Source organism: Streptomyces spororaveus (genome assembly GCF_016755875.1).
Lineage (GTDB): Bacteria > Actinomycetota > Actinomycetes > Streptomycetales > Streptomycetaceae > Streptomyces > Streptomyces spororaveus.
The window spans coordinates 1552657-1577407 of the sequence record NZ_BNED01000005.1 but is presented as its reverse complement, the minus strand read 5'-3'; the positions used below and the strand labels follow the sequence as shown (position 1 = coordinate 1577407).

Genomic DNA, 24751 nt, shown 5'->3' with positions numbered 1-24751 from the left:
GGCGGGCCGGGCTCCCGCCGCAGGCCGGCCGGGACTCGTACCGAAACGCTCTGGGGGTTCTGTGGCGCGTCGCTCCGACACGTCCTGCGGCGGCGCCGGGTGCGCCGGGCTGCTGCTCGTGCTCTTCGTCCTGCCCGCCGTCGGCTATCTGCTGGCGGTGCCGCTGGCGATGCCCGACCTGCTGGCGGAGCAGACACCGCCGCAGGAGCTGCACGGCTTCGGCCAGTACCTGATCCTCTACGCCATACCGGTCGTGGTGGCCCTGCTGCTCGCGCTCTTCGCGGGCCGCCGCCGGGCAGGCGCCTGGTGGCTGGTCCCGGCACGGGCGGCGGCCCTGCTCGCGCTCGTGGCCGCGGCGCTGTGGTGGACCGAGGGCAAGGTCGGGGACCACCCGGTGTGGAACGTCCGGGCCACCGCCGAGAGCATGGCCGCCGGCGTGGTGGCGCTCGTCTTCGTCGTGGTGGTCCGCCGCTGGGACGCCTCCCGGGGCGGCTCACGGGGCGGCTCCCGGGACGTCCCGCGCGTCGTCGTCCGCACCCACCGGCCGGCGCCGGGGGAGATCTGGCTGGCCATGGTGCCGCTGCGCGAGGACCCGGCGCGGCAGCTGCGGCACTACTGCGTGGTGCTGGCCGTCCATTCCGGCCACGCGGAGGTCGCGCAGATCACCACCAAGGACAAGGACGGGCGCACCGACCACATCCGGATGCCCAACGACGGCTGGGACAAGGCCTCCGGCCGCGCCCACTGGGTGGAGTTCGGCCGTACGCCGCGCCGGGTCGACTACGGGATGTTCCTCAAGTCCCGGCCGCAGGGCCGCTGCCCGGCCCCGGTGTGGCGCCAGCTCAGCCGGCAGCTGGACTGATCCCGCCGAGCGCCGCGGACTCCGGGATCAGAGCCGGTGGATCCGCTCCTGCTCGAAGGCCAGCGGGGTCCGCCCCGCCGCCAGGATCCGCAGCCCCGGCGCCACGGCCAGCAGGTTCCGCAGCCAGGCCAGGGCGTCCGGGCCGAGCAGTTCCGCACCGTCCAGGACGAGCAGCATGTCCCGTTCGGCCAGCCACGAGGCGGTGTTCGCCGTTCCCCGGGCCGGTGCGGGCATACCGGGCACGCAGCCCAGCTGGGCCGTCAGCTCGCGGACCCCGTAGCCGCCGTGCAGCGGGTCCATGGCGACGACGGCCACCCCGTCGTAGAAGTTGGACGCGATCCGCCGCGCGATCTCCCGCACCAGCAGGCTCCGCGGCTCGCGGAAGGCTCCTGCCACGGTCAGGACCCGCCCGCGCCGGACGGCGGTGAGCAGCCGGGACATTTCGGCGGATGTCGCCGGCAGTGTTCCGGATAAGCCTTTTTCCCTCATCGACCCGGCTTCCCCCATGGCCCCGGATTCCCTCATCGGCACGATGCCCCCCAGTGCATGCGTGACCAAGTGCGGCAGCAGGGTTTTTCGCGCCGCGTGACGACGATTATGCGCCACTTGCGCCGTAAGGCTAGGGGAATGTCGCATTCCGAAGGGCGGGTTCGCTGCGGCCCAGGTGAGGACTTCGTCCGGGCCGCCGGACGGACGGCGTATTTCCCGTGGTCCGTGTGACGTACGTACCCGAACTCCGGCTCCTGGGAACAGTTGTCCGGAAGCCGGGATTGGGCTCTACTGCTGTGCAGCCCCTCCTCGGGGCATATTCGCGGGAGGGACCAGAATGACAGCGGACCGGCGGACGGACCGGCGAGCACAGCACCGTGCGGGCCGGAGCACACCGCGCAAGGGCCGGGCGGGCGGGCCCGTGTCGCACCGGCGCCGCCCGGCCTTCCGGGGCCGCAGACCCCTGCTGGCCGCGCTGCTCTCCGGCTTCTTCCTCGTCGGTGTCTGCGCCGCCACCGGAATCGCCTGGGACCCCCGCGACGCCGCGTCCGTACAGGGGGCCTCGGCCCCCGGCGGCGAGCCCCCGGCGGCCCCCGCGACCGCCGGGGCCACGGCCGCCCCCGGCGAGGCCACCCCGTCACCGGCCGAGCCCCCGGCCCCCACGAAGGGCGCCGCCGCCAAGGGCAACCCCACGGGCACGCTGGACTCCGGGGCCGAACGCCCCACCGGGGCCCTGCCCTTCGACATGCCCCAGCCCGCCGCCCTGCGCTCGGGCGCCGCGGGCAAGAAGCTGGTGTTCGCCCACTACTTCACCCCGTACCCGCTCTCCCTCGACAACGCGGCCGCGGACCGGGACTACTACACCCGCAACTACCTGAACCCGGACGGCGAGAGCGGGAAGCACGGCCGGTACGGCGGCCTCCTGCGCGACCGGCCGCTGCCCGTGACCCCGAAGAGCGGCGACTGGGAGTACGCCAACCTCCAGCAGGAGGTGCGCACGGCCCGCGCGGCGGGCATCGACGGCTTCACGCTCGACCTGCTCTCCCTCTCCGGCAAGAACTGGGACCGCTGCAACCTGCTGATGGCGGCGGCCCGTTCGGTGGACCCGGCATTCAAGATCATGCTGATGCCGGACATGACCTCCCTGAACACCGACGACCCCGCGGTGCTCGCCGAGGCGATCGCCACCCTCGCCGACGCCTCCGCCGCGCACCGCCTCCCCGACGGCCGCCTCGTGGTCTCCCCCTTCAAGGCGGAGGAGAAGAGCGTCGCCTGGTGGACCGAGGTCATCGCGCTCCTGAAGTCCAAGCACGGCATCCGCACCGCCTTCGTCCCCCTCTTCCTCGACTTCGGCGCCCACAGCGGGGAGTTCGCCCCGATCAGCCACGGCTTCTCCGAGTGGGGCAGCCGCAGCTACGTCGGCCAGGAGAGCTCGACGCGCGACGTCCGGCGGGCCCACGACATGGGCAAGATCTGGATGCAGCCGGTGTCGGTCCAGGACGCGCGCCCCAACCAGGGCATCTACGACGAGGCGGGCAACACCGCGACCCTGCGCTCCACCTGGACGCACGCCATCGAGGACGGCGCCGACTGGGTCCAGCTCACCACCTGGAACGACTACTCGGAGGGCAGCCAGTTCGCACCCTCCCTGCACAACGGCCACGCGTACCTGGACCTGACCTCGTACTACCTGACCAAGTTCAAGACGGGCAGCTGGCCGGAGATCGTCCGGGACACCCTCTACCTCTCCGCGCGCACGCAGTTCGCGGACGCCGACCCGACGGGCGACCAGTCGCTGGTGATGTCGCTCCGCAAGGGGAGCGCACCGCCCCGGGACAAGGTGGAGGTGCTCAGCTTCCTCACCGGGGCCGGAGCCGTCCGTACGACCGTAGGAACCGCGGAAGGCAGCTACGAGGCCCCCGCCGGGATCCACTCGCAGCTGCTGCCGCTGAAGGCGGGCACCAGCTCGGCACAGATCGTCCGGGACGGGAAGGCCGGTGTGAAGGTCGACCTGCCGTACCGGGTGGACCACAAGGTGGAGGTGCAGGACCTCCAGTACTACGCGGCGACCAGCGGCCGGGACGCGTAGGCGGGGGCCGCCCTCCGGCGCCGGCGGAGCCGCCGACCTCACCCGGGTGGCCGAACGGGCGGTCTACCGGTGTCGGCGGTGGCGGGGGATGATCCGCAGGAGAGCCGCGCCGAGCCCCACGTGGCCGCGTAGCCGATCGGCGACGTGGCCACGTCGCCCCGCGGCCGCCGCAGCCCCCGTCACCCCGGAGGATCAGTGACCGAGCCGATACGTCCCGACGGGTCCGCCCAGGAGTTCCCCGGCGGGCCCGCCCTGTTCCGTCTGGACCCCCGCGTCGCCCACCTGAACCACGGCTCCTACGGCGCGGTCCCCGTCCCCGTCCAGGAGGTCCACGCCGCACTCCGCGCCGAGGCCCACGCCGACCCCGACGCCTTCTTCAACACCGTCGCGGACCGCCTCGCCGAGGCCCGTTCCCGGGTCGCCGCGCACCTCGGCGCCGACCCCGACGGCATCGCCTTCATCGGCAACGCCACCGAGGGCGCCAACCTCTCCCTGGACGCCGTCCCGTTCGCCGACGGCGACGAGATCCTCGTGACCGACCACGGCTACGGCACCGTCGTCGCGGCCGCCGCCCGCCGCGCCCCGGTCACCACCGTCAGCCTGGACCCCCACCTGCCCGACGAGGACGCCGTACGTGAGACCGTGCTGGCCGCGCTGACACCCCGTACGAGGGTGGCCGTGCTCGACCACGTCAGCTCGCCCACCGCCCGGATCATCGCCTCCCCCCGGCTCCTCGCGGACCTGCGCGAGCGCGGGGTCACCACCGTCGTCGACGGCGCCCACGCCGTGGGCATGCTCGCCGACCCCCTCGCGGGCGGCCCCGACTTCTGGTTCGGCAACCTCCACAAATGGGGTTACGCGCCCTCTGGCAGCGCGATCCTCGCCGTCGCCCCGCAGCACCGCCACCGGATCCGGGCGCTCGTACCGTCCTGGGAGGACCAGCACGGCTTCCCGCGGTCCGTCGAGAACCGCGCCACCGCCGACTACACCGGCTGGCTCGCCGCCCCCGACGGGCTGGACCTCCTCGAACGCCTCGACGCGGCCAAGGTCCGGGCGCACAACAGCGCGTCGGCCGCCTACGGCGCGGCCCTGCTCGCCGAGCTCCCCGGGCTCACCCGGCTCCCGCACGGCGAGGCCCTCGCCATGCGCACCCTGCGCCTGCCGGCCGGGATCGCCGACACCCCGGACCGGGCCCGCGCCCTGCGCGAGCGGATCGCCGCCGAGCAGGGCATCAGGGTCCTGATCTGGCCCTGGCCGGGCGGCGGCGGCATCCGCCTCTGCGGCCAGATCTACAACCGGCCCGAGGAGTACGAACGCCTCGCCGCCGTCCTCCCCGCGTACCTCAGCCGCGCCTGAGCAGGTACGTGTCCATGATCCAGCCCTTGCGGGCCCGGGCCTCGGTCCGCAGCTCCTCGATCCGCCCGGCGACCTCGGCGAGCCTGCCCTGCACCAGGATCTCGTCCGGGGTGCCGACGTAGGCCCCCCAGTAGATGTAGAGGTCCTGGTCCAGATGGGCGGTGAAGGCGTGCCGCGCGTCCAGCATCACCACCACGTCGTCGACGTCCTGCGGCCAGCCCTCGGCCAGCCGGCGGCCGGTGGTGATCTGGACCGGGCGCCCGACCCGGTTCAGATTGGTCCGGTGCCGCGCCAGCAGCGCCGAGATGCTGCTGATGCCCGGCACGACCTCGTGCTCGAACGCCACCCGGCCGTGCTCCAGCACCTCGTCGAGGATCGCCAGCGTGGAGTCGTAGAGGGAGGGATCGCCCCAGACCAGGAAGGCCCCGGTCTCGCCGTCCGCCAGATCCTCGGCGATGAAGCGCTCGAAGAGCTCGGCCCGCGCACTGCGCCAGCCGTCCACCGTCGGGGTGTAGTCGGCGGGCGTCCGGTCCCGGTCCGGGTCGCGGCCCTCCACGAGCCGGTGGCCGGGACGGGCGTGCGCGTCGAGCATCGCGCGCCGCAGCCCGGTCAGATCCGCCTTCTCCTCGCCCTTCTCCAGGATGAGGAATGCGTCCGCCGCGCCGATCGCCCTGACCGCCTGGAGGGTCAGATGGTCCGGGTCGCCCGCGCCTATGCCGATCACTGAGAACTTCTTCACGGGGCTATTGTGCCCATCATGCGAGCCGCCCTGTTCGTCACCTGCGTCAACGACGCGCTGTACCCGCGGACCGGCATCGCCGTCGTACGCCTCCTGGAGCGGCTCGGGGTCGCCGTGGACTTCCCGGCGGCCCAGAGCTGCTGCGGGCAGCCGCAGTACAACACCGGCTACCGGTACGAGGCCGAACCACTGGTGCGGCGTACCGCGCGGGCCTTCGCGGGACACGAGTACGTGGTCACCCCCTCCGGATCCTGCGCCGCGATGATCCGCGAGCACTACCCGCGCATCGGGCGGAAGGCGGCCGAGGAGGGGCGCGGCGGCGAGCTCGCCGAGGCGGCGGCCTCGCTCGCCCCGCGCGTGTACGAGCTGACCGAGTTCCTGGTCGACGTCCTCGGGGTGACCGACGTCGGCGCGTACTTCCCGCACACCGTCACCTACCACCCCTCCTGCCACGGCCTGCGCGGCCTGGGGCTCGGGGACCGGCCGCGCCGGCTGCTGGCCGCGGTCAAGGGCCTGGACCTGGTCGACCTGCCGGGCGCCGAGGAGTGCTGCGGTTTCGGCGGCACCTTCGCCGTCAAGAACCCGGACGTCTCGACCGCCATGGGCGCCGACAAGATCAGGGCGGCGGCCGGCACCGGCGCCCAGGTGCTCTGCGGCGCCGACAACTCCTGCCTCGCCCATCTGGACGGCCTGCTGCGCCGCGCGGACAGCCCGCTGCGGGCCCTGCACCTCGCCGAGATCCTGGCCGCGACCGAGGAGGAACCACTGCCGTGACGGGCACCTACCTGGGCATGCCCGCCTTTCCCGAGGCCGCCCGCGAAGCCGTACGGGACGAGGTGCTGCGCGCCAACCTCCGGCACGCCACGCACACCATCCGCGACAAACGCGCGCGGGCCGTCGCCGAACTCGCGGACTGGGACCGGCTGCGTGCCGCGGGCAAGGCCGTCAAGGACCACACCCTCCGCCACCTCGACCGCTATCTGCTGCAGCTGGAGGCGGCGGTCACGGCGGCCGGCGGCACCGTCCACTGGGCCGCCGACGCGGACGAGGCCAACCGGATCGTCACGGAGCTGGTCCTCGCGACCGGCGAGCGCGAGGTCGTCAAGGTCAAGTCCATGGCCACCCAGGAGATCGGGCTCAACGAGGCCCTGGAGGCCGCCGGGATCGCCGCGTACGAGACCGACCTCGCCGAACTCATCGTGCAGCTCGGCCACGACCGCCCCTCCCACATCCTGGTCCCGGCCATCCACCGCAACCGGGCCGAGATCCGCGACATCTTCCGCGCCGAGATGGGCAGCTGGGGCCGGCCCGCGCCCGAACCGCTCGGCGACGACCCGCGGGAACTCGCCGAAGCGGCACGCCTGCACCTGCGCGAGAAGTTCCTGCGCGCCAAGGTCGCCGTGTCCGGGGCCAACTTCATGGTCGCCGAGACCGGCACGATGGTCGTCCTGGAGTCCGAGGGGAACGGCCGGATGTGCCTGACCCTGCCCGAGACCCTGATCTCCGTCGTCGGCATCGAGAAGACCGTCCCGACCTTCCGAGACCTGGAGATCTTCCTCCAGACCCTGCCACGCTCCTCGACGGCCGAGCGGATGAACCCGTACACGACGATGTGGACCGGCACCACGGCGGGCGACGGGCCCGCCGCCTTCCACCTCGTGCTCCTCGACAACGGCCGCAGCGACACCCTCGCCGACGAGACCGGCCGCCAGGCCCTGCGCTGCATCCGCTGCTCCGCCTGCCTCAACGTCTGCCCCGTCTACGAGCGCGCCGGCGGCCACGCCTACGGCTCCGTCTACCCAGGCCCCATCGGCGCCGTCCTCAGCCCCCAACTCCGGGGCACCGGGAGCGCGATCGACGCTTCGCTGCCCTACGCGTCCACGCTGTGCGGAGCCTGCTACGAGGTCTGCCCGGTCGCCATCGACATCCCCGAGGTCCTCGTCCACCTCCGCGAACGGGTCGTCCAGGGCGGCCCGGTGACCCGCGACGGCGTCCGCGTCACGCTCCGCCCCGCCGACGGCCACACCGCCGAACGGGCCGCCATGCGCGCCGCCCGGCTGCTCCTGGACCACCCGGGAGCCCTGCGCGCGGGGGAGCGCCTGCTGGCCAGGGCCCGGCGGCTGGCTCCCCGCCGACTCCCCGGAGCCGGGCGGGCCTGGACCGACAGCCGCGAGCTGCCCACCGTACCCGCGGAGTCCTTCCGCGACTGGTGGGCCCGGGAACGGAGCACCCCGCGATGAGCAGCAAGGACCGCATCCTCGGCCGGATCCGCCGGGCGCTGCGCGACGACGCGCCCGCGGCGCCGATCCCCCGCGACTACCTCCCCGTCCACGGCGCCCGGACCCCGGCCGAGCGGGTGGACCTGCTCGCGGCCCACCTCGCCGAGTACCGGGCCGTGGTCCACCGCACGGACGAGGAGGCGCTGCCCGCGCTGCTGACGCGGCTCCTCGCCGAGCGGGGCGCCCGGTCGGTGCTCGTCCCGCCCGGCCTGCCCGCGCACTGGCTCCCGGCGCAGGGCCCCGCACGGGTCCCCGACCGGGCGGAGGACACCCCGTACCGACTGGACCGCGTCGACAGCGTGGTCAGCGGCTGCGCCCTGGCCGTCGCCGAGACCGGCACGATCGTCCTCGACGGCGGCCCCGACCAGGGCCGGCGGCGCATCACCCTGATCCCGGACCACCACATCTGCGTGGTCCGCGTCCCCGGCCAGGTGGTGGACTCCGTCCCGCAGGCCCTGCCGCTCCTCGACCCGGCCCGCCCCCTGACCTGGATCTCCGGCCCCTCCGCCACCAGCGACATCGAACTCGACCGGGTGGAGGGCGTCCACGGCCCCCGCACCCTGGAAGTGGTCCTCGTCGGCCCACAATGAGGGCATGCCATCGCACATCGCCCTCACGGCCCTCCTGGTCCACGACTACGACGAGGCCATCGACTTCTACACCCGCGCCCTCGGCTTCGACCTGGCCGAGGACACCCCACGCCCGGACGGCTCCCGCTGGGTCGTGGTCCGCCCGCCCGGCGCCACCGAATCCGCGCTCCTCCTGGCCCGGGCCAAGGACGAGGCCCAGCGCTCCCGCGTCGGAGACCAGACCGGCGGCCGCGTCGGCCACTTCCTGTACACCGACGACTTCATCCGCGACCACGCCCGGATGACCGCCGAGGGCGTCCGCTTCCTGGAGGAGCCGCGCCACGAACCGTACGGCTCCGTCGCCGTCTTCGAAGACCTGTACGGCAACCGCTGGGACCTCCTCCAGCCCGCCGCGCACTGACCTCAGGCGCCCAGCCGCGGCGCCTCCCGCGCGGCGTCGACGGCCGGGCCGCCGTCCGCCACCCGGTCGGCCAGCTCGCCGGCCCACCGGACCAGGCCCGGCACGTCGACCCCGTACGGACCCCCGTCCAGCCCCTCGATCCCGGCGGCCCCGCGCCGCAGCAGCCGCGCCCCGCCGACCGCGTTGCCGCGCGCGGCGTGCGTCAACCCGACGGCGAGCTGCGCGAGCCCCCGCCAGAGCGGCGCCGCGGCCTCGGGCCCCGACTTCCAGGCGTCCTCGAACACCTCGTGCGCGTGGAACGGCATCCCGGCGTCCAGCAGCCGCTGCGCCTCCCGCAGGGTCTCCCCGGGGGAGCGCACCACCCCCTCGGGCTGCCGCTCCACCCCGGCCACCCCGTAGGCGAGCGGCCGCCCCAGCCCATCCCTCGGCCGCGCACTGCGCGCCCGCCCGTCGACGTCCCGATCCCGTGCGTTCACCACCCCATCCTGCCCCTCGCCGATTACCCGTGCATGCACACCCCTCGGCGTGGGGTAATGTTCTGCATGTGCCGCCGAGCAGGGGGAAACCCCAGGTCGAAGGCACAACGGGACGTGGCGCAGCTTGGTAGCGCACTTGACTGGGGGTCAAGGGGTCGCAGGTTCAAATCCTGTCGTCCCGACGAGAGGTTCGCCTCGTAGTCGCATTTCGGAGCCCTGCCTCACTTCGGTGAGGCAGGGCTCTTGTGCGTTTTCCGGGGGCGACTCGTCGTATTTCGCCGCAGACCTGGTGGCTCTTCCCCGGCCGGCGAGCAGCTCCCCGATTTCCCCCTTACCGCAGTCGGAAGACTTCCACGCGATATGCGCAGCCATATGATTGAACGCCTCCCCTCGGATTGTGGCTGCCGGTAAACGCGCCGATACTGAACCCGCTGTGTGAACTGTCACGCAATGAGACGTCGAGGGAGTCCGAATGTCCAAGTCTGCAAACGGCTTCGCCTGCGAAGCTCAGGGTGGAGACTTCACCGCCACGGCGTACCGGAACAGCAAGGGTGAACGCCGGGTCACGGTGGAGGGCACGTGTGCATGCAACACCGAGGGCTTCGAGCTGACTCTGGAACTCGCGTCCCCGCCATTTCGTCCGGTTCCTGAAGAACTCCAGCTGGACCTGGTCGAACACGCACCCGGCGGGATTGTTCCTCCGGTCATCACGACGACACCGGTCAAAGAGGAGTTCCCCATCGACGACAGAGTGGAACGAGTACTGATCCGCAACAGGAACATCACCCTGCCGATCAAGAACGAATGAAAGCCGTGATTCATTCGCTCGGCGCCGGGGCGAGGGAGGCATTCCGGAATTCGGCGTAGAGGCCGCCACGGCGCAGCAGTGCGTCGTGGCGGCCTTCTTCCACGATCCGGCCGCGGTCCGGGAAGACGATGCGTTCGCCGCTCCGGCAGCCGGCACGCAACACCGGCTGGGTCTGCAGGCGTTCGACTACGCGCCCGGCGGCCTCGTGGTCGCGTTCGTGGCTGCCATCGAGCGTCCCGTCCATGTCCGGATCGCCGCCACGACCGGGACAGCAGCCAACGCGGCCAGGCCCGGCTGCAGTTGAAGCCTCGACGAGGGCGTGTGAGGGTGCGCGTCGGGAGCGGGGAGGAACGTGGGGGACGGGGAAGCGCCGGAGGACCGTCTCGGCGGGTACGTCGGCGCACTGCGGGACGCGTGTGCCACGGGGCGTCGCCTCACCCGTGCCGAGGTCGAGTCCCGCCGTGCCGAGGGGCAGCGGGCGGCGGAGGCGGGTACGCCGCTGCGCGGGCTCATACGGGACCACCTGGCCGCCGCCCAGAGCGTCCCGACGCGAACTCCGGCGCCGCTGCTGGCCGCCGTCGAGCAGGCGGTGGACGCGTTCGTCGAGGGGTACGAGCGGTCCCAGCGCCAGGCAGTCCGTCAGGAGGAGGCGGCCCGGCGCGAGTTCATCGACGACCTGCTGCACGGCCGCAGGACTGGGCCTGCTGGCGGAGCGCGCCGAACGGTTCGGGCTGCGCCTGTCGCAGGCCCACGCGGTGGCCGTGGCGGCCGGCCCCGAGCCCTACGGCGACGGCTATCCCGTGGCGCGCCGCATCGAGGAGGCGGTCCTCGGCCGATTCGGAAAGCGGCAGATCCTGCTGGCCACCAAGGACGGCAGCCTCATCTGCGTGGCGCCCGGCGACCAGCCCGACGTCCTGGCCTACTTCGCCAAGCAGGCGCACGCGGCGACGGACGGCGGGCGGGTCGCCGTCGGCCGCTCCCCCCCCCGGGCCCCGGCGGCGTCGTCCACTCGTACGAAGAGGCCCTCAACGCGCTGGACATCGCTGAGCGGATGGGGCTGGAGGGGCCGCTGTTGTACGCCTCCGACCTCCTGGTCTACCCGGTCCTCAGCCGCGACCGGCAGGCCATGGCCGACCTCGTGGAGAGTGTCCTGGGCCCGCTCCACCAGGCGCGCGGCGGCCCGCAGCCCCTGCTGGACACCCTCACCGCCTATTTCGACAGCGGATGCGTGGTGACGGAGACCGCCCGGCGCCTGTCGCTGAGCGTGCGCGCCCTGACGTACCGGCTGGGGCGCATCCACACCCTCACCGGTGCGGACCCGGCGGATCCGGCGGACCGCTACACACTCCAGACCGCGGTGATCGGGTCACGGCTGCTGGGCTGGCCCGGCGCCACGGCGTGACCCGCCGGTGCCTCCGGCCGGCGGACACCCTGCCGTACCGCAGCGTCAAAGAGTCGTAAAGATTGCCGAAGGCAGGCAATGTCCGGCGTCCGCGCACGCTGGCACGATGCCGGTGTCCGGCGGGAATGCCGGCCGAGCGGGGGAGGTGCCCATGGGCTTGTTTCTGGGTCTCGGCATCGGGGGAATCGTCCTGCTGGCCGGCTCGCTCGTGCTCGACGGGGTGCTCGAAGGTGTCTTCGACGGTGCCCTGGACGGACTGTTCGTCGGCTGGCTGTCGCTCCCGGTGGTCGCGGGCTTCGTATCGATGCTCGGTTTCACGGGGGCGATCGTGCTCGGGACCACGGGTCTCGGGCAAGGAGCGGCAGCCGCCGCCGGAGCAGCGGCCGGTGCGGGTGCCGGGTGGTCGGCGTACCGGCTGAGCCTGGCCCTCGCCCGGGACGCCGGCGGGGCGGCCCCGCGCCACGGGGAGCTCCTCGGGTCGGCCGGGACCGTGGTCACCGCCATTCCGGCGGGCGGGTACGGCGAGGTCCTGCTGAGGCTGGGCGGCCAGCCGGTCAAGTACGCCGCGACCGCCGAAGACCCCGTCGCCCTCGGCGCCGAGGTGTGGGTGACGGCGACGCCGTCCTCCACGTCGGTCGGCGTGCGCCCGGTCGAACGCTGACCCGGTCGTCTCACCCCACCGGACAGGTCTTCACCGACACCAGCGGCCAGAAGGTCGTGGTCGGCGGCGGAGTGTTCGTCGTGCCCTTCGTCCAGCAGCGCTACACGCTCGACCTGTCGAGCCGGCACATCCCGATCGCCGTCCGCGGAGCGGTCACCCTGCGCGGCATCAAGGCGAACCTCGAAGGCGTGGCGATCGTCAAGGTCGGCGGCAACGAGGACGCCATCCGGGCCGCCGCCCAGCGTTTCCTCCAGCAGCAGGAAGGCATCGTCGGCTTCACCCAGGAGGTGCTGTCCGGCGCGCTGCGGGCCATCGTCGGCCGGATGTCGGTCGAGGACATCATCCGCGACCGGGCCGCCTTCGCCGGGCAGGTCGCGGAGGAGGCCGAGGCCAGCCTCTCCGGCCAGGGCCTCGTCCTGGACGCCTTCCAGATCCAGGACATCACCACCGAGGGCTCCTACCTGGAGGATCTCGGCCGCCCCGAGGCCGCCCGCGCCAGGCAGGAGGCCGACATCGCCGAGGCCAACGCCCGCCGGGCCGCCGAACAGGCACGGCTGAAGGCCGAGGAGGAGATCGCGGTCGCGGAGCGCACCCTCTACCTGCGCCAGGCCGAGATCAAGGCCGAGACCGACGCCGCCGCAGCCCAGGCGAACTCCGCCGGACCGCTGGCCGACGCCGACCGCCAGCAGCAGATCCTGGCCGAGCAGGAGAAGGTGGCCGAGCGGCAGGCCGCGCTCACCGACCGGCAGCTCGACACCGAGGTCCGCAAGCCCGCCGACGCCCGCCGCTACCAGGCTGAGCAGGAGGCCGAGGCGCTGCGGGTGGCCCGGGTCAAGCAGGCCGAGGCCGAGCGCCTCGCCGCCATCGCCGCCGCGCAGGCGGAAGCCGAGCGGGCCCGCCTGACGGGCGAGGGCGAGAAGCAGCGCCGCTCCGCCCTCGCCGAGGCCGAGGCCATCGAGGGCGCCAAGCGCGGTGAGGCCGAGCGGGCCCGCCGCGCGGCCATCGCCGACGCGGTGCGCCTGGAGGGCGAGGCGGAAGCGGCGGCGATCGCCGCCAGGGGCGCGGCCGAGGCCGAGGCGATGCAGAAGAAGGCCGACGCCTTCGAGAGCTACGGCGACGCGGCGATGGTCCAGATGCTGATCGAGGTGCTCCCCGAGGTGGTCGCGAAGGCGGCCGAACCGCTCGGCGCCATCGACAAGATGACCGTCATCTCCACCGACGGGGCGAACAAGCTGTCCCGCACCGTCGCCGAGAACGTCGCCCAGGGCATGGAACTGCTCGGCTCCACCACGGGCGTCGACCTCGCCCAGCTCCTGAAGGGCCTCACCCCGACGGGGCGGGCGACGACCCGCGAGCCCGTCCCGGCCGACGGCAAGATCGCCATCACCGACTGACGTCCGGTGCCGGGCCGTCAGGGGCGGTTTCCGATCACATTTCCGGTCAGGTCACGCACCCTCGATCAATCAAACCTACTCACTCCGTTAACATGTCCGGTCTGACAATGTTCATGTTGGACCACGGTAAGCGGCCGGAAATTGACATCTTCGATATCGCGGGTTCTTTCTCGAATAGGCGACGGCGCCAGGTCCGCCGCGCGGCCCCGGCCACGGGGCGTGCTGTGGGCCGCGGTGGGTGTGATCGGCCTCGGGTTCCTCGTCGCACTGGAGCTGGCCGCGCGCCGGTACGGCGTGCCGGGTCCGATCACCGTCCAGACGCGAGAGGTGATCTTCGCCCCCCAGTCGGGGACGGTGCTGTACGCCAGCATGGCCCTGATGATGGTGGTGCTCACCTGGAGGCAGCGCCTCATCGGGCTCGCGGCCGCGATCGGCATCGACCTCGTCTTCTGGCTCGTCCGGTGGGCGGTCGGCGCCCAGATGATGTTCGGCAACGGCGCGTTGTGGGTGACCCTCGCCTGGGCCGTCATCGCCGTCACACGCCGCACCGGCCGTGAGCGCCTCCTGCTGCTGAAGGGCGTGGGACTGGCCCTGCTGCTGGTGGCCGGCCGCAAGACCGGCTACACCTGGCTGCTGATCACCTCGAAGTCCCGCCCGATGGTGCTCGACCAGTACGTGGCGACCGCCGATCACGCGCTGGGCAACCCGTCGTGGGTGGCGGGCCGGATCGTCGAGGCCACCGGCACCGTCGGCTTCCGGGTCCTCGAATTCGTCTACATCCAGCTCGCGGTGGCCGCGGTCGCCGTCGCGCTGTACCAGCTGCGCCACGTGGCGGCCCTGCGCCGCTTCCCGAGCCACCACCTGGTGCGCACCTTCCTGGTCATCGGCCTGCTCGGGCCGGGCATCTACATGATCTTCCCGGTGGTCGGGCCGATCTTCGCCTACGGCGCCGACGGCGCGCACTGGGCGGTGGCCGACCTGTGGCCGAACACGCCACCGCCGGTCGGTGCCCCCGGCCCGATGCCCTTCGACGAGTTCACCCCGCGCAACTGCATGCCCAGCCTGCACACGGCGTGGGCCACCGCGATCTTCATCCATTCCCGCAAGGCCCCGCGGGCCCTGCGCTACGCGGGCACGTTCTGGCTGATCGCCACGCTCGGCGCCACGCTCGGCTTCGGCTACCACTACGGCGCGGACATCATCGCCGGCGTGGTGTTCACGGTCACGATCGAGACGGGGCTGCGCTCGCTGGCCCGCGGCTGGGACCGGCCCGGGATCCTGCTGACCGCCTACGGCGCGACGGTGTTCGTCGCGTACCTGGTCTCGTACCGCTATCTGTCGATGCAGCTGGCGACGTACCCGTGGGTGTTCGGGCCGCTGCTCCTCCTCGCGATGGGCTCGGTGATCTACGGCTTCGTACGGATCACCAGGCAGTGGGAACGGGAGACCGCGGCGGCGGAGGCGGTGCGGGTCCCGGAACCGCGACGCGAACAGCAGCCCGAACTGGTGTGAGCCCGCGCGCTGTCGCGGCCGGTCCAACCGCCGCCCGGCCGGGCCGGCGTCCGTCCGGGGCGTCGCGGACACGGCCTACGGCGTGTCCGCGGGCTCCGAGGCCGGGGGTTCGGCGCGGATGCCCGTGATGACCACCGTGATCAGGCAGAACGCGATGACGGTCTCGGCCCAGAGGAACGCGATGTAGTCCAGCAGGCAGCCGATGGGCGGAGAGCCGGGGGCCGTGTTGCGGAAGGCGGCCAGCGCGAAGAGGGTCGCCGCCATCCAGCCGAGGGCGGGCCAGGTCAGGCCCTTGCGGCGGGTGACCAGGTACCAGCCGCCGATCAGGACCGAGACGGCGAGCGCCCACATGGCGAGCATCATGAAGATCGCGAAGATGAAGACGCTGTTGGACCGGGCCAGGTCGACGCCGAGGACCGCGATGCCCTGCGCCGTCGAGGCGTCGACCGCCGCCGAGAAGAGGACGTCGTTGTTGGAGAGCGTCACACGGACGGGGACCTTCTCGCCGCCCAGCACCGCACCGAATTCGACGTCCGCCCCGTAGGCGTCGAACGGGTAGTCCGTGATCGAGCCGCCCGTCAGGGCCACGGGCACGTCCGTCGTGGCGATGCGCTGGTGGGCCTTGAACGTCAAGTCGCCCCGGGTGGCCGTCGAGGTCTGCACGGTGAGGTCCTCGGTGGGGGAGACCCCGTCGGCCTCGGCCAGGGCGCCCCGGGGGGTGACCAGGACGCGCAGGGTCATCTCCCGGCCCGCGGCGTCGACCCGCTGGATCGTGGCGCTGACGTCGATGCGGTCCCGGTCGGCACGCCCCGCCGTGTACACCGTGTCCAGGGCCTGGCGTTCCCCGAACTGGAGCCACGCTCCCACGGTGACCGCCGCCACGATGGCGATCAGGACCAGGCCCGGCAGCAGCGGGACGCGGCGCGCGGGTCGTGCGGGGCGGTGGGAGTTCGACAAGGTGGCTCCGGCGGTGCGGTGTGCGGTACGCGGTGTGCGGTACGCGTGGCGCAGGGTGCGCGGCGTGGCCGCGGACGGATCAGGCGGCGGGCTTGCCGGGCTGGTCGTGGGTCGAGCAGTGGATGCCGCCGCCGCCCGAGGCGATCGTGTCGATCTTCACCATGACGACGTCCCGCTTGGGGAAGTGCTCCCGCAGGATGCCGCGGGCGCGGTCGTCCGCCTTGCGGTCCCCGAACTGGGGCATGAACACCGAGTCGTTGGCGACGTAGAAGTTGGCGTAGGTGGAGACGAAGTCGTCCCCCTCGCCCGTGATCCGGTTCAGGTCGGGCTGCGGCAGGTCGATTACCTCGAAACGGCGGCCGCGGGCGTCCGTCGCCTTCGACAGGACGGACTTCGCCTGGTCGGCGGAGCGGGACCAGGAGTCCGGCGGGGTGCCGGGGTGGGCGCGGTCCAGCAGGACCACACCGGGGGCGGTGAAGCGTACGAGGCTGTCCACGTGCGCGTCGGTGATGTCCTCGCCGCGTACGCCGGCCAGCCAGATGACCTTCTGGACGCCCAGGGTCTGCTTGAGCTCGGCCTCGATGGTGTCCCGGGACTTCCCCTTGTTGCGGTTGTCGTTGACGATCGAGCTCTCGGTGACCATCAGGGTGCCCTCGCCGTCGGTCTCGAAGGAACCGCCCTCGGCGACGAGCGGGGCCTGGACCCGGGGGATCTGGTACTTCTGCAGCAGCAGGCGCCCGACCTGGGCGTCGTTCGTGTGCTCCTGCTTGTTGCCCCAGCCGTTGAAGTTGAAGTCGACGCCGACGACCTTGGCCCCCTCCTCGACGAACACGGGGACGGTGTCGCGCGCCCACAGGTCGTCGACGGCCAGCGGGATCACCTCGACCTGGGAACCGACGGCCTTCTGGGCCGCGCTCACCTGGTCGGGCCGGGCCATCATGATCACTTCTTCGTACGCGCCGACGGCCCGGGCGATCCGCGCGATGTCCTCGCGTACGTAGGGCAGGTCCTGCTCCCAGACCGAGGCGAGAGCCGGCCACGACATGAAGGTGCGGGTGTGGCTCTCCCACTCGGCGCCGAACCGGCGCTTTCCGTCCGCGGCGGGCGCCGGGGAGCCCGAGCCCGCGGCGCCGGGCCGGGTGCCGGACTCGGCGGGACCGCAGGCGGCCGCACCGAAGACCGCGGCGCCGATCCCGGCGAAGGTTCGCAGGACGGACCGGCGGGTGGGGGGAGTGAACGACACGGGGGGACTCCGATCGTGTGCTGGCGGAGCGAGGGGCGTCCGGCCAGGGCGGGCGCGGGAGGCGTGGCACAGGCCGGCGGGCCGGGCCCTATCCAAAGGGTGCACGCTTTGCACCGAGAACATCCGGTACGCACAGGTAAGTGGTGCGTCCGGATATCGCCCACTGTTGCACTGACTGGAATTTCAGTCAATATTCGTGGCGAGGCAGCCGAGCCTCCCGATCTCGACTCCGATGGCCCCGCGCATCAGGTCGCGGGCGTGTCCCACGGGCAGCAGACCGCTCAGCCAGCGGCTGCTCAGGCCTTCCAGGAGGGCGGTCAGCCGCTCGGCGGCGGCGGTGACGGCGGCGCCGGGCGCGGCCGGGCACACCGCGGCCAGCAGGCCGGCGACCTCCTCCACCCAGGCCGCGCCGGCCGCGGTGAGCTCGTCGCGCAGCTCCGGGTCGAAGACCGTGTGCGCCCGCAGTTCCCCCCAAGCCGTACTGTTCTCGCGCACCTCGGGCAGGTCCTGGAACTCGAGCAGCAGGATCCGCTCCAGGAGGCGGCGCGGATCCGTGGCCGGGGGTGCGGCGCGGGCCTCGTCGGCGGCACCCGTGTAGCGGTCGGCCCGGTCGCTGATGAAGGACAGGGCGTGCCGCAGGATGCCGGTCCGGTCCTTGAAGTGGTAGTAGATCAGGGCGGTCGACACGCCGGCCTCGGCCGCCAGATCGCCCACCCGCAGCCCGCGGACCCCGCGTCGTGCGATGACCCGGGCGGCGCCCTCCAGGATGGCCCTTCTTCGATCGGACACCGGCCGATCCTCCCTTCTGGCGGTGTGCGTCTCGCATTGTCACACATTGACTGAAACTTTAGTTAGCGGCACGATGCGCCCCAGGTCATTGCCGCATCGTTGAAAGAGCCACCGCATGTTCGCTCAGCTTCCCGGCGTACAGTCCGCCCTCACGGCCCTGTCCGCCGACGACCCCCACGAGATCGGTGGCTACCGCCTCCACGCCCGGCTCGGCTCCGGCGGCATGGGGGTGGTCTACCTGGCGTACACGCCGGGCGGCCGGCCCATCGCGCTGAAGGCCGTCCATCGGGAGTTCGCCGCGGACCCGGAATTCCGCGAGCGCTTCGCCCAGGAGGTGGCGAGCGCCCGCCGGATCCACGGCCTCTTCACGGCGCAGGTGGTCGACTCGGGCGAGGACGACCACACCCCGTGGCTCGCCACGGCCTACGTGCCGGGCCCCTCGCTGCACCAGGTGGTGCGGCGGCACGGGCCGCTGCCGGTGCGTACGGTGCTCCTGCTGGTCGCCGGCATCGCCGAGGCCCTCCAGGAGATCCACCGGGTGGGCGTCGTCCACCGCGACCTCAAGCCGGCGAACGTGCTCGTCGCGGGGGACGGGCCGCGAGTGATCGACTTCGGTATCGCGCGCGCCGCCGACGCCGCCGCCCTGACCGGTGCGGGCCTGCGGATCGGCACCGCCGCCTTCATGGCGCCGGAGCAGGCGCTCGGCCACCCGGTGACACCGGCGACCGACGTCTTCGCGCTCGGGGCGCTCGCCGGGTTCGTGGCGGGCGGGGTCCCGCCCTTCGGGAACGGGCCGGAGTCCGGGGCCCTGTACCGGGTGGTCCACGAGCACCCGGACCTCGGCCGGATCCCCCGCGAGCTGCACGACCTGCTGTCGTGGTGCCTGGCCAAGTCTCCGCGGGACCGCCCCACGACCGCAGATCTGATCGCGGCCGTCCACGCGCACCCCCTGGTGGGCCCGCGGCCGGAGTTCACCGACGGCTGGCTGCCCCGGCCGGTGCTGGAGGAGGTCGGGGGCCGGACGGACACCGGCCCCGGCCGGCCCGGGCCGCCCGTACCGGAGCACCTCCAGGCGACCATGGCGGCGGCCGCGCACCCGGCCCCCGGGCCGGGCGGGACCACGCCGTACGCCCCGAGCCCGACCCCGACCCCGCCCCCGAGCCCGACCCCGACCCCGAGCCCGAATCCGGTGTCCGCCCCGGACCCGGCTCCGGTCCCGGCGGCCCCCGTGCCCCCGGCGCGCCGTGACCGGCGGCGCGACCGGAGCCGGCTGCCCGTGGTCGCCCTGGCCGCAGCGGCCCTGCTCGCCTGCGGAGGCGGCGCCTACTGGTTCGGCCTCCCCCCGGAGGAGGGCGGGAGCCCCGCCACGGAACCCACCGCCGGCCCGCCCCGGTCGACGGTCTCCGCGTACGTGCCGGGGTACTCGCAGGCCGAGCTCACCGCCCCGGATTCCGGTTACGAGTTCGACCTGCGCGCCGGGAAGGTGGTTCCCGTCGAGACGGCCGCCTGGTACCTCGCCCGCGGCTCCGACGCCTTCCTGCTCTCGGAGGAGTCCGACGCATTCGTCGCCGACGGAAGCGGAGAGCTGACCCCGGACGACTGTGCGCGGGGCATCGAGACCCGGCCCGTGACGGCCCTGCCCTTCAAGACACTCACGAACGAGCGCCCCTTCTGTGTGCGAAGCCCTGACCAGCGGGAAGTCGCGATCGTACGGCTCGTTGAGGCGACCTCCGCAGGGGCCGTCACGATCGCCGTCGACCACTTCCGGACGAGCTGATCCCCGGAAGCGGAACCGGGTCTGTGCGAGGGGGTGACACGCGATGAAGGTTGACTGAATTTTCAGTTAAGGGAAGGGTGCCGTCCATCCCGCCCCTCCTCATCAGGGAGTCACCATGGATATGGACCCCAGCACCTCTCGCCGCCGAGTGCTCCAGTTCGGCGCGGCGGCCCTGCCGCTGGCAGCCCTCGGCTCCGCCCTCCCCTCGATGGCGCAGACGGCCACGGCCGCCCCGAACGGTCCCGGCACGCTCCGCATGCCGGCCGAGACCGACCGGCACATCCGCACGTACATGGCCTGGCCGGCCCTCTCCTCGGTGTGGGGCGGCGGCCTCGGGGCGGTGCGCAGGGACATCGCCGAGGTGGCCCACGCGATATCGCGCTACGAGCCGGTCGTGGTGCTGGCCCGCCCCGGCCAGGCCGCCGAGGCCCGCTACCAGTGCGGACCAGGCGCGTACTTCGGCATCCAGGTCCTCGACATCCCCAACGACGACCTCTGGATCCGTGACTTCGGCCCCACCTTCGTCGTCGCCCCGGGTGCCGTCGCCGGTGTGGACACCCACTTCAACGGCTGGGGCAAGGCCGGTACGAAGTACGCGCAGCCCTTCGCCAACGACGCGGCGGCGGCCCGCACGCTCCTCGCCGAGTACGAGGTGAACCGGATCCGCGCCGGCTTCGTCGGGGAGGGCGGTTCGCTGGAGACGGACGGCGAGGGAACCCTGCTGGCCACCGTCAGTTCGATGGTGAACGCCAACCGGAACCCGGGCATGAGCCAGGCGCAGGTCGAGCAGGCCATGAAGACGGCGCTCGGCATCGACAAGGTGATATGGGTGCCGGGCCTCGCGGGCGAGGACATCACCGACTGCCACATCGACTGTCTGGCCCGCTTCACCGGTCCCGGCCGCGTCATCCTCGACAAGCCCGGCCCCGTCGCGGACAAGAAGTGGGTGGCCGTCTACGAGGAGACCAAGCGGGCCCTGCAGAGCGCCACCGACGCCCGGGGCCGCCGCCTGGCCATCACCGAGCTGGCCGGCCCGGACCGGCGCGAGATCACCGGCCGGGGCGACGAGTTCCTGTCCAGCTACACCAACTACTACACTGCGAACGGCGCGGTGATCGCGCCGCGGTTCGGCGACGCCTACGCCGACGGCGTGGCCTACGACATCCTCCGGGCCGCCTACCCCGGCTACCGCGTCGAGCAGCTGACCATCGACGGCATCGCCTCCGGCGGCGGCGGAATCCACTGCGCCACCCAGTCGCACCCGGCCGCCCCGCCGGCGCTCTGATGGCCGGGGCGGCCCGCGCGCCGTCCGGTACTCCTGGTGACGGGCCGCGTACGTCCGCACCCGATCATCCCGGTAGGGTGCGGAGCATGTCGTCTCGTAGTACTCAGATCCTCGAAGCGGCCGCCCGGGTGATCGCCCGGCGCGGTGTACGCGGGCTGCGCGTGGAGGAACTCGCGGCCGAGGCCGGCGTCTCCACCGCCCTGATCTACTACCACTTCAAGGACCGTACGGGCGTCCTGCGCCAGACGCTGGAGTTCATCAACGACCGCGCCGAGCGCTACACCACCGACCGCGATCCGGACGACCCGCCGCTGACCCCGCGCGAAGAGCTGGAGGAGACCCTCCTGCTGGAGCTCCAGGACACCGTGGAGGTACGGGAGAACAGCTCGGCCTGGGGCGAACTGCGGGCGAGCGCCGTCTTCGACGAGGTCCTGCGCGAGGACCTGGCACGGGCGACCCTGGTGTGGGTCCAGGAGGTGGCCGCGCTGCTGGGCCAGGTCCAGCCGATGGTGCCGGCCTCCGCGCTCGCCGCGGCCGCCGAGCGGCTCACCGCCCTGCTGGAGGGTCTGAGCATGCGCTGGCTGAGCGGCGGCATCAAGATCGGCCATGCCCGCGAGCTGATGCGGGGCGCCATCGACGCCGAGCTCTCGGGGCTCGGGCAGGGCTGACGCCCGCCGGCCGGGGTCGCGCCGCGCCCCTGGCCCCCGCAGGTCTCCCGCGCCTTCGGTGCGTCTTCGGCGCGCACCCGCACGCCCCGTATGAGCTGCCCACTCGCCTCCCGTACGGCCTTGTGGACCCGGGTCTGTTCAGGCTCTTGACTGAATTTTCAGTCAATGCCAGAGTGAGGATTCCGAGCAGGGCGGACCGAACCTTCCGTCCCTTCGGACCGCCGGCGTCCCCGTGCCACCTCACGGGGACGTATCCGGCCCGCACTCCTCGACGCCCCCTTGAGGCGTCCCCCGGCGCGCCACCGGCCCTCGGCCGCCGCCTCGCGCACCACACACCCGGACGGCGATGCCCCGGCCCCGGCCGTACCCTCGCCCGCCTTCCGGAGGAAGGAATGATCATGATGGTTTCGACCGGCCCTGAAGCCGGGCGGGACGACCGGGGGACGTCATGCCCCTGACCCCCACCGAACGTGACCGGCTCCTGCTCTTCACCGCCGCCGAACTGGCCCGCGCCCGGCACGCCCGAGGCCTGCGGCTCAACGTCCCCGAAGCGACCGCCCTGATCGCGGACACGGTGTGCGAGGCGGCGCGCGACGGGCTGCGCCTGGCCGACGCCCTTGAGCGGGGCCGTAGCGTCCTCGGCCCGGACGACGTGCTCCCCGGGGTCGTCGACATCGTCACCGAGATCCAGGTCGAGGCCGTCTTCGAGGACGGCACCCGGCTGGCCGCGATCAGCGAACCCTTCGGCGCCCAGGAGCGCGACGACCGGGCCCCGGGCGCGGTGCTGCCCGCCTCGGACACGGTTGCCGCGCCGGACCCCGTCGTGACCCTCGCCGTGCGCAACACCGCGGCCGTGCCGGTGAGCGTGACCTCGCACTTCCACTTCTTCGAGGCGAACCCGCGGCTCGACTTCGACCGGGCCGCGGCTTTCGGGATGCGGCTGGCCGTGGCCGCCGGGTCCTCCACCCGGTTCGACTCGGGCGCCACCGTCGAGGTCGGCCTGGTCCCCGTGGGCGGGGACCGGATCGCGATCGGTTTCGCGGGCCTGGTCGACGGGCCCCTGGACGCGCCCGGGGCCAAGGCGCTCGCGCTGGCGAAGGCGGCGGCCTGCGGATATCTGGGCGCAGCCGCAGCCGCAGCCGCCGCCGCAGCCGCAGCCGCCGCCGAACGCGAGGGCGGAGGCCTGACATGAGCAAGAAGATCCCGCACAGTGACCACTGCGCGCCGGGCAGCCGGCACATCGACCCGCACGAGTACGCGTCCGTCTTCGGTCCGCGGGCGGGGGACCGGGTGCGGCTTGGGGACTCCGGGCTGACCGTGCGGGTGGAGCACGACGCGCAGAAGCCCGGCGACGAGTTCCTGGCGGGTTTCGGCAAGACGGCCCGTGACGGTCTGCATCTGAAGGCCGCCGCCGTCCGCGAGACCTGCGACGTCGTCATCAGCAACGTGCTGGTCATCGACGCGGTGCTCGGTATCCGCAAGGTGTCGATCGGTATCCGCGAGGGCCGGATCCATGCGATCGGCCGGGCCGGCAACCCCGACACCCTCGACGGCGTCGACGTGGTCGTCGGCACCGGCACCTCGATCGTGTCGGGCGAGGGGCTGATCGCCACGGCCGGAGCCGTGGACACCCACGTGCACCTGCTCTCCCCGCGGATCATGGAGGCCTCGCTCGCGAGCGGCGTGACCACGATCATCGGCCAGGAGATCGGGCCGAGCTGGGGCGTCGGCGTCAACTCGCCCTGGGCCCTCAGCCACGGGTTCAGCGCCTTCGACGCCTGGCCGGTCAACATCGGCTTCCTCGCCCGCGGCTCCTCCTCCGACGCCGCCCCGCTGGTCGAGGCGCTGGCCGAGGGCGGTGCCTCCGGCTTCAAGGTCCACGAGGACATGGGCGCCCACACCCGGGCCCTGGACACGGCGCTGCGGGTGGCGGAGGAGCGCGACGTGCAGGTCGCGCTGCACAGCGACGGCCTCAACGAGTGCCTGTCGGTCGAGGACACCCTGCGGGTGCTGGACGGCCGGACGATCCACGCCTTCCACATCGAGGGCTGCGGCGGCGGACACGTCCCCAACGTCCTGAAGATGGCCGGCGTCCCCAACGTCATCGGGTCCTCGACCAATCCCACGCTGCCCTTCGGCCGGGACGCGGTCGCCGAGCACTACGGCATGATCGTCTCCGTCCACGACCTCAAGCCCGACCTGCCCGGCGACGCCGCCATGGCCCGCGACCGCATCCGCGCCGGGACGATGGGCGCCGAAGACGTCCTCCACGACCTCGGCGCCATCGGCATCACCTCCTCCGACGCCCAGGGCATGGGCCGGGCCGGCGAGACCATCCGCCGCACCTTCGCCATGGCCGCCAAGATGAAGGGCGAGCTCGGCCCGATGGACGGCGACGGCGAGGGCGACGACAACGCCCGCGTCCTGCGCTACATCGCCAAACTCACCATCAACCCGGCCATCGCCCACGGACTCGCCCACGAGATCGGCTCCATCGAGGTCGGCAAGCTCGCCGACATCGTCCTCTGGCGCCCCCAGTTCTTCGGCGCCAAGCCCCAGCTCGTCCTCAAGTCCGGCTTCCCGGCCTACGGGGTCACCGGCGACCCGAACGCCGCCACCGACTGCTGCGAGCCGCTCGTCCTCGGTCCCCTGTTCGGTGCGCACGGCGCGGCGCCCGCCGATCTCTCGGTCGCCTTCGTCAGCCGCGCCGCCGCCGACTCCGGCTCCTCCGGGGGCCTGGCCACCCGGCGCCGCCGGGTCGCCGTGCGCGGCACGCGCGGTATCGGGCCGAAGGACATGGTCGGCAACGCCCGCCTCGGCGATGTCGACGTGAACGCCAGAACCGGGCTCGTGACGCTCGACGGCGAGCCCCTGCGTTCCGAGCCGGCCCAGCAGGTCTCCCTGAACCGCCTCTACTTCCTCTAGTCGCTTCCTCCAGTCCTCCCGCGCTCCCCTCCCTGCCCCACCCCTTCACT

23 protein-coding genes, 1 tRNA gene and 1 pseudogene are annotated in these 24751 nt (G+C 72.9%); 18 read left to right on the top strand and 7 right to left on the bottom strand.

Annotated elements, in window-relative coordinates; translation table 11 throughout:
- Positions 1 to 61 precede the first annotated feature (61 nt).
- Complete coding sequence (locus tag Sspor_RS09900; protein ID WP_202198711.1) at positions 62 to 862, top strand: hypothetical protein; 801 nt, start codon at positions 62 to 64, stop codon at positions 860 to 862.
- A 27-nt stretch (positions 863 to 889) separates the two neighbouring features.
- On the opposite strand, the gene Sspor_RS09895 is transcribed toward Sspor_RS09900, so the two are convergent.
- Positions 890 to 1303 (bottom strand): hypothetical protein, encoded by a 414-nt coding sequence (locus Sspor_RS09895; protein ID WP_202198710.1) that lies wholly within the window; start codon positions 1301 to 1303, stop codon positions 890 to 892.
- Between the two features lie 385 nt (positions 1304 to 1688).
- On the opposite strand from Sspor_RS09895, the gene Sspor_RS09890 reads away from it, so the two are divergent.
- Together Sspor_RS09890 and Sspor_RS09885 are read left to right on the top strand one after the other, a co-directional pair.
- Positions 1689 to 3440 carry a glycoside hydrolase family 71 protein gene (locus Sspor_RS09890; protein ID WP_202198709.1) on the top strand — a complete coding sequence of 584 codons (1752 nt, stop codon included), beginning with the start codon at positions 1689 to 1691 and terminating at the stop codon, positions 3438 to 3440.
- A 195-nt stretch (positions 3441 to 3635) separates the two neighbouring features.
- Positions 3636 to 4796, top strand: coding sequence for an aminotransferase class V-fold PLP-dependent enzyme (locus Sspor_RS09885; RefSeq protein WP_237403788.1), 1161 nt, complete (start codon positions 3636 to 3638; stop codon positions 4794 to 4796).
- Here the strand turns inward: Sspor_RS09885 and cobF are convergent.
- Positions 4783 to 5535, bottom strand: a complete 753-nt coding sequence (gene cobF, locus Sspor_RS09880) for a precorrin-6A synthase (deacetylating) (RefSeq protein ID WP_202198708.1) — start codon at positions 5533 to 5535, stop codon at positions 4783 to 4785. The genes Sspor_RS09885 and cobF overlap by 14 nt on opposite strands.
- An 18-nt stretch (positions 5536 to 5553) precedes the next feature.
- Here cobF and Sspor_RS09875 point away from each other — a divergent pair, with 18 nt between their 5' ends.
- From Sspor_RS09875 to Sspor_RS09860, 4 genes are read left to right on the top strand one after another with little or no spacing between them, the layout of a single operon-like run.
- A complete protein-coding gene (locus Sspor_RS09875) occupies positions 5554 to 6309 on the top strand; it encodes a (Fe-S)-binding protein (protein ID WP_202198707.1) in 756 nt (251 codons plus the stop codon).
- Entirely contained in the window at positions 6306 to 7775 is a 1470-nt protein-coding gene (locus tag Sspor_RS09870) for a lactate utilization protein B (RefSeq protein ID WP_202198706.1), read from the top strand. Before Sspor_RS09875 ends, Sspor_RS09870 begins: the two co-directional genes overlap by 4 nt.
- The gene (locus Sspor_RS09865) at positions 7772 to 8404 is read left to right on the top strand and encodes a LutC/YkgG family protein (protein ID WP_202198705.1); all 633 of its coding nucleotides are present in this window, start codon (positions 7772 to 7774) and stop codon (positions 8402 to 8404) included. Before Sspor_RS09870 ends, Sspor_RS09865 begins: the two co-directional genes overlap by 4 nt.
- Before the next feature lie 4 nt (positions 8405 to 8408).
- A complete protein-coding gene (locus Sspor_RS09860; RefSeq protein ID WP_202198704.1) occupies positions 8409 to 8804 on the top strand; it encodes a VOC family protein in 396 nt (131 codons plus the stop codon).
- 2 nt (positions 8805 to 8806) lie between these two features.
- Here Sspor_RS09860 and Sspor_RS09855 read toward each other — a convergent pair whose 3' ends face one another.
- Entirely contained in the window at positions 8807 to 9280 is a 474-nt protein-coding gene (locus Sspor_RS09855; protein WP_372499779.1) for a DUF309 domain-containing protein, read from the bottom strand.
- 108 nt (positions 9281 to 9388) lie between these two features.
- On the opposite strand from Sspor_RS09855, the gene Sspor_RS09850 reads away from it, so the two are divergent.
- Together Sspor_RS09850 and Sspor_RS09845 are read left to right on the top strand one after the other, a co-directional pair.
- Positions 9389 to 9462: transfer RNA gene (locus tag Sspor_RS09850), tRNA-Pro, on the top strand.
- 290 nt (positions 9463 to 9752) lie between these two features.
- Positions 9753 to 10088: a hypothetical protein gene (locus tag Sspor_RS09845; RefSeq protein WP_202198702.1), complete on the top strand. Its 336-nt coding sequence runs from the start codon at positions 9753 to 9755 to the stop codon at positions 10086 to 10088.
- 10 nt (positions 10089 to 10098) lie between these two features.
- Here Sspor_RS09845 and Sspor_RS09840 read toward each other — a convergent pair whose 3' ends face one another.
- The gene (locus tag Sspor_RS09840) at positions 10099 to 10332 is read right to left on the bottom strand and encodes a hypothetical protein (RefSeq protein WP_202204141.1); all 234 of its coding nucleotides are present in this window, start codon (positions 10330 to 10332) and stop codon (positions 10099 to 10101) included.
- Positions 10333 to 10440: 108 nt separating this feature from the next.
- Between Sspor_RS09840 and Sspor_RS09835 the strand changes: the two are divergent.
- From Sspor_RS09835 to Sspor_RS09820, 4 genes and pseudogenes are all read left to right on the top strand, one after another.
- Positions 10441 to 11490 (top strand): annotated as a pseudogene (locus Sspor_RS09835) (PucR family transcriptional regulator).
- Between the two features lie 151 nt (positions 11491 to 11641).
- The gene (locus Sspor_RS09830) at positions 11642 to 12151 is read left to right on the top strand and encodes an NfeD C-terminal domain-containing protein (protein ID WP_202198701.1); all 510 of its coding nucleotides are present in this window, start codon (positions 11642 to 11644) and stop codon (positions 12149 to 12151) included.
- Positions 12094 to 13545, top strand: a complete 1452-nt coding sequence (locus Sspor_RS09825) for a flotillin family protein (protein ID WP_202198700.1) — start codon at positions 12094 to 12096, stop codon at positions 13543 to 13545. The genes Sspor_RS09830 and Sspor_RS09825 overlap by 58 nt, the downstream gene beginning before the upstream one ends.
- Positions 13546 to 13764: 219 nt before the next feature.
- Complete coding sequence (locus Sspor_RS09820) at positions 13765 to 15057, top strand: DUF5933 domain-containing protein (protein WP_237403787.1); 1293 nt, start codon at positions 13765 to 13767, stop codon at positions 15055 to 15057.
- A 75-nt stretch (positions 15058 to 15132) separates the two neighbouring features.
- Here the strand turns inward: Sspor_RS09820 and Sspor_RS09815 are convergent, their stop codons facing one another.
- The 3 genes from Sspor_RS09815 to Sspor_RS09805 form a co-directional block, all read right to left on the bottom strand.
- Positions 15133 to 16014, bottom strand: a complete 882-nt coding sequence (locus Sspor_RS09815; RefSeq protein WP_237403786.1) for a DUF4436 family protein — start codon at positions 16012 to 16014, stop codon at positions 15133 to 15135.
- A 79-nt stretch (positions 16015 to 16093) separates the two neighbouring features.
- Positions 16094 to 17257 carry an agmatine deiminase family protein gene (locus Sspor_RS09810; protein WP_202198698.1) on the bottom strand — a complete coding sequence of 388 codons (1164 nt, stop codon included), beginning with the start codon at positions 17255 to 17257 and terminating at the stop codon, positions 16094 to 16096.
- 183 nt (positions 17258 to 17440) lie between these two features.
- Positions 17441 to 18046 carry a TetR/AcrR family transcriptional regulator gene (locus Sspor_RS09805; protein WP_202198697.1) on the bottom strand — a complete coding sequence of 202 codons (606 nt, stop codon included), beginning with the start codon at positions 18044 to 18046 and terminating at the stop codon, positions 17441 to 17443.
- Positions 18047 to 18161: 115 nt separating this feature from the next.
- Between Sspor_RS09805 and Sspor_RS40470 the strand changes: the two genes are divergently transcribed.
- The 5 genes from Sspor_RS40470 to Sspor_RS09780 all read left to right on the top strand — a co-directional run bounded on the left by Sspor_RS40470 (position 18162) and on the right by Sspor_RS09780 (position 24701).
- The gene (locus Sspor_RS40470; RefSeq protein WP_237403785.1) at positions 18162 to 19823 is read left to right on the top strand and encodes a serine/threonine-protein kinase; all 1662 of its coding nucleotides are present in this window, start codon (positions 18162 to 18164) and stop codon (positions 19821 to 19823) included.
- Positions 19824 to 19938: 115 nt separating this feature from the next.
- Positions 19939 to 21108 (top strand): agmatine deiminase family protein, encoded by a 1170-nt coding sequence (locus Sspor_RS09795; protein WP_237403784.1) that lies wholly within the window; start codon positions 19939 to 19941, stop codon positions 21106 to 21108.
- Positions 21109 to 21194: 86 nt separating this feature from the next.
- Complete coding sequence (locus Sspor_RS09790) at positions 21195 to 21776, top strand: TetR/AcrR family transcriptional regulator (RefSeq protein WP_202198696.1); 582 nt, start codon at positions 21195 to 21197, stop codon at positions 21774 to 21776.
- A 448-nt stretch (positions 21777 to 22224) separates the two neighbouring features.
- Positions 22225 to 22968, top strand: coding sequence for an urease subunit gamma (gene ureA / locus Sspor_RS09785; protein WP_202198695.1), 744 nt, complete (start codon positions 22225 to 22227; stop codon positions 22966 to 22968).
- Positions 22965 to 24701, top strand: a complete 1737-nt coding sequence (locus Sspor_RS09780; protein ID WP_202198694.1) for an urease subunit alpha — start codon at positions 22965 to 22967, stop codon at positions 24699 to 24701. Before ureA ends, Sspor_RS09780 begins: the two co-directional genes overlap by 4 nt.
- Positions 24702 to 24751 lie beyond the last annotated feature (50 nt).